The organism is Vibrio marinisediminis (assembly GCF_014050145.1).
Lineage (GTDB): Bacteria > Pseudomonadota > Gammaproteobacteria > Enterobacterales > Vibrionaceae > Vibrio > Vibrio marinisediminis.
The window spans coordinates 1-268 of the sequence record NZ_JACFYF010000265.1 but is presented as its reverse complement, the minus strand read 5'-3'; the positions used below and the strand labels follow the sequence as shown (position 1 = coordinate 268).

The window sequence follows — 268 nt, the reverse complement described above, 5'->3', positions numbered from 1 at the left end:
ACGAGGTCTTCGCCTTCACCCAGGAACCCGCCGCCATCGTCGTGTCCAACGCCGCCTTCGCGGACATGGCGATCCCCCGCAATCGCCAGGACCTGATCGCCACCCTGCGCGAGAACCCCGAGCGGTTCCGCGACCGCGTCGGCACCTATGACGTGCGCCGCTCCGGGCTGGGCTACCTCTTCGCCACCCAGGACGCCCGCACATCCGAAACATACTGGCGCCTGACCGAGGTGCTCGGCGGCCTGAACGCCAAGCTCTATTGCTGCTC

Annotated in this window: 1 protein-coding gene; it reads left to right on the top strand. The window is 67.9% G+C overall.

Features of this window, described 5'->3' with window-relative positions; all coding sequences use genetic code 11:
• The coding region (locus H2O73_RS24050; RefSeq protein ID WP_220457762.1) for a hypothetical protein at nucleotides 1–268 on the top strand (268 nt) is incomplete at both ends.